The organism is Methanosarcina sp. (assembly GCF_049706645.1).
Classification (GTDB): domain Archaea; phylum Halobacteriota; class Methanosarcinia; order Methanosarcinales; family Methanosarcinaceae; genus Methanosarcina.
Window position 1 is genome coordinate 46,244 of sequence record NZ_JBNAKP010000057.1, and the last position, 8,945, is coordinate 55,188.

Annotated in this window: 7 protein-coding genes; all 7 read right to left on the reverse strand. The window is 38.9% G+C overall.

Annotated features, from left to right (window positions below):
- Window positions 1-356: 356 nt before the first annotated feature.
- The 7 genes from fhcD to ACPK8D_RS15955 all read right to left on the reverse strand — a co-directional run bounded on the left by fhcD (window position 357) and on the right by ACPK8D_RS15955 (window position 8,371).
- Window positions 357-1,250 (reverse strand): formylmethanofuran--tetrahydromethanopterin N-formyltransferase, encoded by an 894-nt coding sequence (fhcD, locus tag ACPK8D_RS15925; RefSeq protein ID WP_424718842.1) that lies wholly within the window; start codon window positions 1,248-1,250, stop codon window positions 357-359.
- 632 nt (window positions 1,251-1,882) lie between these two features.
- Window positions 1,883-2,362 (reverse strand): chemotaxis protein CheD, encoded by a 480-nt coding sequence (locus ACPK8D_RS15930; RefSeq protein WP_424718833.1) that lies wholly within the window; start codon window positions 2,360-2,362, stop codon window positions 1,883-1,885.
- A gap of 227 nt (window positions 2,363-2,589) precedes the next feature.
- Window positions 2,590-3,228, reverse strand: coding sequence for a chemotaxis protein CheC (locus ACPK8D_RS15935; RefSeq protein ID WP_424718834.1), 639 nt, complete (start codon window positions 3,226-3,228; stop codon window positions 2,590-2,592).
- Between the two features lie 10 nt (window positions 3,229-3,238).
- Window positions 3,239-4,189, reverse strand: a complete 951-nt coding sequence (locus tag ACPK8D_RS15940; protein ID WP_424718835.1) for a CheR family methyltransferase — start codon at window positions 4,187-4,189, stop codon at window positions 3,239-3,241.
- A 51-nt stretch (window positions 4,190-4,240) separates the two neighbouring features.
- Window positions 4,241-6,421 carry a chemotaxis protein CheW gene (locus ACPK8D_RS15945; protein ID WP_424718836.1) on the reverse strand — a complete coding sequence of 727 codons (2,181 nt, stop codon included), beginning with the start codon at window positions 6,419-6,421 and terminating at the stop codon, window positions 4,241-4,243.
- A 317-nt stretch (window positions 6,422-6,738) separates the two neighbouring features.
- The gene (locus tag ACPK8D_RS15950; RefSeq protein ID WP_424718837.1) at window positions 6,739-7,824 is read right to left on the reverse strand and encodes a protein-glutamate methylesterase/protein-glutamine glutaminase; all 1,086 of its coding nucleotides are present in this window, start codon (window positions 7,822-7,824) and stop codon (window positions 6,739-6,741) included.
- 181 nt (window positions 7,825-8,005) lie between these two features.
- On the reverse strand, window positions 8,006-8,371 hold the full coding sequence (locus tag ACPK8D_RS15955) for a response regulator (protein ID WP_424718838.1): 366 nt from the start codon (window positions 8,369-8,371) through the stop codon (window positions 8,006-8,008).
- Window positions 8,372-8,945: the final 574 nt, after the last annotated feature.

An 8,945-nucleotide genomic window follows, 5' to 3' on the forward strand; every position in this document is an offset into this window, starting at 1 on the left:
TATAAAAAATAAAATCCTGTGGATACAAATTTAAATAAATCTGTTTTCCACCACTTGCTTTCTTAAACTTGTTTTCTTGAACTAGAATTTTTCTTGAACTAGAATTTTTCTTTAATTAGAATTTCTCTTGAAAACAAATTGTTTTTTTAAAAAGTAATTTATTCCGGGAAATAAAAAGTTATGCGAAAAGAATAGTTAACTGCTGGAATATGAATAAGATACGCCTTAATGTTAAAGGATATATCAATTGGGATGTAAAAAGGATAGGTTGGCTGAGAGTGAAGGATAGGTTGTCTGAGAGTGAAGAGGATAAGTGGAGAAAAATACAACAATAAATAAAAAAAGAATTATTGAGCTCAGAAGAGCTCGTGAAGCTTAAACTGATATTTTCCAAGCTTTCCACCGTAGTTTCCTGCGGAGATTTTCTTAATGCCTGGAACAGTTACAGCGGCTTTGATTCCTGCTTTCATGGCAGCTTTTATGCTTTCTTCATCAAGCCCGTTGATGACAATTTCATAAACAGCATTGACATCTGCCGGAATTTCAGTGTTCTCAACCTTGTCCTTTATGGAAGGGCAGAATTTTTCATTAGCAGTAGCTTTCAGGAACTTGTATTTGTTTGCTCCGGATTTGGATCCGCTGGCTACAACGCCGCCAGGGAAGGGGGTAATTGTGCCTTCAAGCTCTGTAATTGCATCAACAGCAACTTCGGCTGCGGTCAGGGCGCTCATCTGGGAATCCCCGAAGATAAAGAAGTTCCCACCTGCGATTCCAGCTACAGCCCCTATATTGTCTTCGGTCAGGAAATCTCCTTCCATAATTGGAATTTTATACACCTTGCGGCCTGCAATCTGGGTTTCGGATTCCATACCGTCTGCGAAGAACTTGAGTTTAAAGCCTACATTAAATTGTTTTTCAGCTTCAGGAAGCCCGTTGAACACTGCAGTCGTAGGGGCTGTAAGTACACACTGCCCAATCCTTTCAAGCAACTGCTCTTCCAGAGCTTCATATTTGAAAGTGCAGATCTGGATATAAACTCCAGGCCTGCCATCCGGGGTCTCGCTGGGGCTTGCTAACCTTTCAATTCCTGCTTCTGCGGGACACATTATAACGGATGTTGCAAAGCCTGTAGCTTCAGTAGCTGCCACAAGGGCCCAGCGCTTCGTAGCAGCTGTTATGAGTACCCGTGCAATTTTGATCGGAAACGCTTCTGCATATGTATCTTCAATTTCTATTCCATTGATTTCTATAATAATCCCTCATTTGCTTATTATTGCCATCTTTAAGTCAGTTTACGAATAGTCAGGTTTTGTTTTCCCTGCTTTCTCAGTCTTTTATAAGCTTTAAAAACTTTCCAGATACCTTACAGAATAACATAGAATATAGCATTTACTCATAGCCTTACTCAAACAATTTTAGTGCGTTACTCAGAGCGTTACTGAAATGGTATTTTAAATATATTTAAAGTGTACTCAAGGCATTACTCAAAGTATATACTCAAAGCATTACTCGAAGTATACTTAAATTGTACCCAGAGTATTATTCGAAGCGCTACTTAATCTCAGGCTTAGCATTAATATACGTTTAAACTTTTATGTTACTCTTATGACTCTTCTTAGCGACTTCTATTGTCTTTTGCTTCACTAATAGGGCTAATATTGTCAATTATAATATTTATATCAAATATATAATTTTTCAAAGAAAAGGTGAAGAAACAAAAATGACTTGTGATAAGTTCAAAATATCTCTATATAGAATTTCAGTGATAATCCAATAGATAAAAACTGATTAAAGGTAAGAACTGATTAAAGGTAAAAACTGACTAAAAAATGAGAACAGATTAAACATAAAGACAGATTAAATGTAAAAGCAGGTTAATCTTTCAGATTATCTTATCTCCTTTTAAAATAGTTCTTATGAGGAGATTGCCAGTAGAGGTATCAAAGGTCACCGTGCGTCCGTAATTTTTCCCGGTATCCTCAGCTACAATTGGAATTTCAAGCCTTTCCAGAGTGTTTCTGGCCCATTCTATATTTCTTTCACCTATGTTCATGTTCCGGTGTTCAAACATATGCGCCCCTCCGACAAGTTTCGCCTCAAGGCTTTTTTTGTATGAGCCTTTTTTTACTATCTCATCTGCGAGATACTCTATCCCGGAATCCGTATATTTCAGAGGGTTATCCTTTATTCGTGCATGATTTATACTCGGAAGCATTGCATGGACGAGCCCTCCTATTCTCTCCCGCTTATCATACAATGTTATACCTACACAAGAGCCCAATCCGAAGGTTTTAATTTTCACCGGACTTCTGGCTAATGCACAAGCTCCTATTCCCACTATAATTATGCCTGAGTCGGTCACCTTGAAAAAACCTCCTGTTTAGAAATCTCCTGTTTAGAAATCTCCTGTTTCAGAAACCTCTCTGGTTTGAAATTTCTTATTTTAGAAATCTACTATTTTAGAAATTATCTTAAGTTTATCCATAGCCTGTTTGGTTCTATCAGAATCGGGCACAAAAGCCAGATTCTCCAGAATCATTTATTTAAGAAATTCGTTTTTATAAGTGTTTATTACTAGTCAGGTCTTCCTTAACCAGGCTTCCGGTGAAGCATTTCGTTAGTTCTTTTTAGCAGGTAATCCAGGGAAGCAGAATCGAATAAAGTTAAGACATTTCCGTAAATTTTCTCTTCTTTTATCAGAAGCTCTGCATCGAGCAGGAGGGCAAAGTCCGTCTTACAACTCATTTCCGTGAGCACGGAATTCAGGATAGAGCCGAACATATCATACACCGTATAAGGTGTAGAGATCAGAATATTGAGGTCCAGAAACTTTGAAAGTGCAGTTACATAAGTTCCTGCCAGTATATGGCTAACTTCTTCTATTAAAGATCTGTTAGTGGTATCAACCAGATCGATTCCTTTTTCCTCACCCGAGAGAATCAGAGAAAGGCTTTTTACACTTTTTTCAGGGAAAAAGATCAAAATATATCCGTTCAGATCTTTTTTAATATGCATGAATGATCCCAGAACCGGAAATTCCGAAACACCTGTTATTTTCGGTATATTTTCAATTAGCTCAAATTTTGCGCCCAGAACCCTTGTCTGAACGAGGCTATTTGTCAGCTTATAGAGGGAGGTTGCTGAATTTCCTATCCCGATATTTCCGAGCTCTTTCAGAGCCCCATATTCGTATTCACTTAAATTCCTTAGGTTCTTGATCTCTTCCATAATTATTCCCTCAGGTTTCTTTTATGTACAGGCGCTCTCTTGTATTGTAAGGTTTAAAAAAACTGGATGCGGTCCCAAGCAGGGTTTCGGACTTTCCTATTATAAAAAAACCTCCTTTTTCGAGAGCGTTGTAGAAATTAAGCTGCAATTGTTCCTGAATCTCCTTTTTGAAATATATCATTACATTTCGGCAGACAATAATATCAAAGCGGTCGATTCTGGGACCTGAAATCAGGTCGTGACGTTTAAATTGTGTTATATTCTTCAATTCGTCTATTACCTGATATGCATCTCCCTGTTTTAAGAAATAGCGTTCTTTTGTGTTTGGATCAAGATTTTTGAATGAGTTTTCGCTGTAAACGCCCTTCCTGGCCTTTTCCAGACTTTGAGCATCAATATCCGTACCTATAATTCTTATTCTATACTTATTAAAATCGGTTTTCAGGACTCTGTGCAGCAGGATAGCGAGGGAATAGGCCTCTTCTCCCGCCGAACAGCCAGCACTCCAGATGCGGATCGATCGGATCAGTGACCCTGATCTGTATTTAACAATAGAAGGAATAACCTCCTTTTCAATTATTCTGAAGGTTTCGGGATTTCGAAAAAATTCACTGACATTTACAGTAAGGGTGTCAACAAGAAATTCATACTCTTGTGGATCTTTCTTCAAAATTTTCAGGTAAGCTCCGTAACTCTCGGAATTGGTGGCTCGAATGCGTACATTAATTCTACGCCTGAAATGAGCTTCCTTATAGTGTTCACAGTTAAAGCCAGTGTTTCCGGTAATAATTTTCTTTAACAACTCAAAGCCAGGATCTTCCTCCAGGTTTCTACCTGTCTTTATCTCTTTATCTATCCCTCTGCTCATCCCTTTAGCTATCTCTTTGTTTGTTTTATTATCACTTGCTTTTCTAACTGGATCGTTAGCCATTTCTTCACCGGCAGCACTTTTTTCGGGCATTTGTGTACGGCAGTTTGCACACTTTAAGAGCTTTCATTCATTTTACGGATTTCAAATCAGGGAGTTAACATCAACTATTAAAACAACATTTCCGTCGCCCAGGATTGTTGCTCCTGCAAATCCTCTCGTATTCTCAAGAAGCTTGCTCTTAAAGCTTTTTACTATTACTTCCTGTTTTCCAAGCAGTTCATCCACAATTATTCCGATATTTTGCCCGTGTTTCTCGACCAGAACTACGAAAATATTTTTCTCGTCCAGAAGATTGCTCTCGTCCTCAACAGGCAGCTGAAATAGCCTTCTCAATCTCAGAAGTGGAAGAATTTTATTATCTATTAGAGTGACTTCCTGTCCCTTAATATGTTTGATTTCCTGCGAGCTAACTTCGGCATTTTTTAGTATGTTTGTGAAAGGAATTGCATATCTTTCCTTTCCGACTCTTATAAGCATGGCCTGATAAACCGCAATAGTTAGAGGTAACTTCAATTCGAATCTGGAACCAAAGCCAGGCTTCGACTCAACCTTCACAGATCCTCCAAGACACTCAATTCTGTTTTTCACAACATCCATTCCAATTCCCCTTCCGGAGATATCGGTAACGCTGCCAGAGGTACTGAGGCCCGGAGTAAAGATCAGCTGCATTGCTTCTCTTTCCTGAAGCTGTTCTGCGTTTTCTCTTGAGATAATTCCTTTCTTGAATGCAGCTCTCAGGATTTCATCGGTATCTATTCCACGTCCATCGTCTTCGATTTTGATAAGGGCAAAATTCTCCTGCCTTGAAGCTGTAATAAGTATCGTGCCAGTCTCTTTTTTCCCAAGTTCTGCACGCCTTTCCGGAACTTCAATTCCATGATCAACTGCATTTCTTAACAGATGCACCAGGGAATCTCCGATTTCTTCAAGAATAGTTCTATCGAGTTTGATTTCTTTCCCTTTGATTATAAAATCAATTTTCTTGTTTTGCACTCGTGCAAGATCTCTTACCATTCTGGGATAGATATAGGTTATATGGTCCAGAGGTACCATTCTTGCCTCGATCACTTCATCTTGCAGTTCTCTCGTCAGTTTATAAAAATCTGAAAGTGCAACCTCAAGCTCCTTGGATCTCAGGTTGCCTGTAAGCTCGTTTATCCTGCTCCGGTTGATTACAAGCTCCCCCACAAGATTCATCAACTTATCGAGCTGTTCGGTGCTGATTCTCGAGCTCTGGATAGTTTTTGCTTTAAGATCCGAGTTTGGAGAAACAGGTTTCTTTCCTTCTATATCGGCCTGATAAATATCCTTTGTAATCTTTTTTATCTGGCTAGCTTCTTTAATCTGGCCAGCCTCTTCAATTTGACTAGCTTCTTCAATTTGGCTATTTTCTTCATTTTGGCTATCTTCTTCAACTTGGCTATCTACTTCAATCTCTGAAACCTTTTTTTCTGTACGGTTTTCTCTTCCACTACCTTTTATCTCGCTGACTTTTTCTCTACTACCTTCGGTTTCACTGTATTTTTCTGCACTATTTTTTATCTCACTGCCCTGTCCATCTTTTTCTTTATCTTCTCTTTCATTATCCCGGTCTTTACTGTTCTTTCTTTCAACATTTGTATCTTCACCGCTTTCTCTCTCACCAATCCTACCTTTATCGCTCTCTTTTTCGCCTTCTGCATCTTTACCTTTTTTTGTTTCCTTCTTTTCGGTTTCGTTATCTTCTATTTCGTTATCTTCTCTTTCACTGCCTTTTTCTTCGCCTTCTTTTGTTCCACTGCCTGTTATCTTTACGGACATGGATTTATCGTCAGCTCTTTGAAGGGAAGCTTTTTTGGGAGGCTGATTTACATCTCTTAAAGTTCTCAGCACCTCGCCGATATCAGGACAGGATTCGTATGTGCTAACCGTGTCTTTTTTTCTTTTTCCGGGCCCGTCTCCCTTACCCTCATAGACATCTTCCACAAGCCCCTCAAGGGCATCCACACATACAAAGAGAACGTCAATCAAAGAAGAGTCAAGTATAAGTTGCCGTGTGCGCAGCCTGTCGATCAGACTTTCCATTTCATGTGTTAGCTCGACAATTTGTTTGAAGCCCATCGTTGCAGCCATGCCTTTGAATGTATGAGCTGCACGAAATAACGTATTCATCTGTTCCGGATTTTCAGGGTTTTTCTCAAGCGCAAGCAGGGAATCGCTCAGTTCCTTAATGTATTTTTCAGATTCTGCCCTGAAAATGCCCATATATTTTGACATATCCATAATTTTCCCTGCCTTTTTAGAAGCTCAGATTTCTTTTTTCTAATAGTTTTTAAGATAGATACAACCAATCCGACTCAGTCTGACTCAATCTTAAATTCAGTCTAATTCAATCTTAAATTCAATCTAATTCAATCTTAAACTCAATCTCAGATTCAATTCTGGATTCAATCTCAGATTCGATCTTGAATTTAATTTTCACTTCAATTCGGAATTCAATTTCTGCGTCAATAAGCAGATCCAGTACGAAGAATTAATCTTTATCTTAATGATTACGCCGTTTTTAGTTCCAAAAGTTAGGCTTTTATTTTTATAGAGAGTTAGCTTATTATTTTTATAATTTCTTCAGCCATTATATCCAGAGGGAGCACAAAATCCGCCAGTTTTCGCCTCACAATTTCTTTTGGCATCCCGTAAATTACACATGAACTCTGAGCCTCAGCAATTACTTTTCCTCCCATTTTCTTTACTTCTTCAGCTCCGTCTGCTCCATCGCAGTTCATTCCGGTAAGGACCAGGGAAATCACTCTGGAGCCGTAAACTGGGGCAATAGACCTGAAAAGAGCATTTACTGACGGTCTTGAGCCCAGTTCTTTCGGGCCGCACGAGAGGTGGACAATCTCTTTTTTACGACCGTTTACGGTCTTCTGTACAATTTCCATGTGATAGTTTCCGGGAGCTACAAGTACAGTCCCTTCCTCTACCGTGTCCCCTTCCTGTGCTTCTTTTACCTTGAGAGCTGTTTTAGAATTAAGCCTTTTAGAAAGAGATGAAGTAAAACCTGCAGGCATATGCTGTACTACCAGGATTGCGGCAGGAATGTCACCAGGAAATGAACTTATGAGTTTCTCCAGGGCTCTTGGGCCTCCAGTGGATGCGCCTATTGCAAGCACATTTCTCACGGAAGCCATTTGTTTTCGGGATCTGCCCTCTTCTATTTTTCCTTTCTTTTCATTTATTTCCGGCTTTTCCGATTCTTGATTTCGCATGCACTCCAGATTTTCAAGATTGGCTTTTGCAGCTTCCCGGATTTTTCTGCATATTTCCTCTGCCATTTCTGGCATGCTCTGACTGAGAATTCCTTCTGGTTTCTGGATCACATCTACTGCGCCATATTCAAAGGCTGTAAGCGTAATCTCTTCAGCTTTTTCCCCAAGGGCTGAAACCATGACTACAGGAGTCGGACACTCCCTCATAATCCGAGCAAGAGTATTGAGGCCGTCAAGGACGGGCATAACATTGTCTAGAAGAACGACATCAGGCCTCAGTTTACCAACCTTTTCAAGGCCGTCCTTTCCATTGACCGCCGTTCCTACGACCCTGAGGTTTGGGTCTTCACTGAGAATATCGGAAAGGAGCTTGCGAATTAAAGCGGAATCATCTACTATGAGTGCGCGGATAGTCATCTCAAGCACTTTTTCGTTAAATGTAGAGTTTAATTCTTAATAACCTGATCTAATAAAAATTTATTTAACAGTAATAGAATTTTAACAGTAATAGGATTTGACGTAATTTGATTTATGTAGCTTCACTTAACACAGTTTGATTTAATAGTAGCCTGATTTAATTGTAGTTTAAACCTGTTGTCTAGTTTGGCTCAGCAATTTTTCTTATTACATCCAGCATTCCATTAGGTTCAAAAGGCTTTACTATAAAACCCATGGCGCCTATTTTCATTGATTCGGTTATGAGCGCCTGCTGCCCAAGGGAGGAGCACATTACTATCTTTGCCTCCGGGTCCATAATAAGAAGTTTTTGTAATGCCTCTTTTCCATCCATATCCGGCATAATTATATCCATTAACACGATATCGGGCTTTACTTCGAGATACGTCTGAATTGCTTCTTCTCCGTCACCGACCTCAGCAACCACTTCATGTCCGTGCATCAGAAGAATATCTCTAATTATCATTCGCATAAATTCGGCATCGTCCACGATCATAACTCTGGCCATGCATTTCCCTTCTTTTGTTCTTGAACAAGCGACAATATCGGATAATATTCACACTCCTATCTTTTGGAATGTTCCGACACCTTACTCCTATCTGTGCCGAATCTCGCCTCTTGCCTGCGTATTCTTCATAAATCAATGCTATGAATAAATCAATGCTATGAGTCAAAGAATCTCAGATGAAAAGTTACCCAGGGTTAACAAATATAACCAGCGCAAGTTTTCTTGTTAAGGCAGATCTATCCCAATTGTGTAGAAAAATATATACGAGACCTGCTATATTAAACTTTTTTAATTATCTTTAGTAAATTATAGAGTTCAAAGTTTGTTTAGAAGATCTAGATAACTGGCATGTTAACAAACTATTTGTAAAATTTATAAGCTCTCTCCCATTCTTCAGCCGAACCCCGGTTTTGATCCGTAAATTTAAATAAAAACGTTAATGATATTCGCTTTAAAAAATAAAAGCACTACTAAAATAAAAGCACTACTAAAATAAAAGCACTACTAAAATAAAAGCACTACTAAAATAAAAGCATTACTAAAATAAAAGCACTACTAAAATAAAAGCACTACT

What these genes read in the sequence shown, in the direction of transcription:
- ACPK8D_RS15945 (WP_424718836.1), bottom strand. Translation starts at nt 6,421, where the DNA reads ATGGATATGTCAAAATATATGGGCATTTTCAGGGCAGAATCTGAAAAA.
- ACPK8D_RS15940 (WP_424718835.1), bottom strand. Translation starts at nt 4,189, where the DNA reads ATGCCCGAAAAAAGTGCTGCCGGTGAAGAAATGGCTAACGATCCAGTT.
- ACPK8D_RS15935 (WP_424718834.1), bottom strand. Translation starts at nt 3,228, where the DNA reads ATGGAAGAGATCAAGAACCTAAGGAATTTAAGTGAATACGAATATGGG.
- ACPK8D_RS15955 (WP_424718838.1), bottom strand. Translation starts at nt 8,371, where the DNA reads ATGGCCAGAGTTATGATCGTGGACGATGCCGAATTTATGCGAATGATA.
- ACPK8D_RS15950 (WP_424718837.1), bottom strand. Translation starts at nt 7,824, where the DNA reads ATGACTATCCGCGCACTCATAGTAGATGATTCCGCTTTAATTCGCAAG.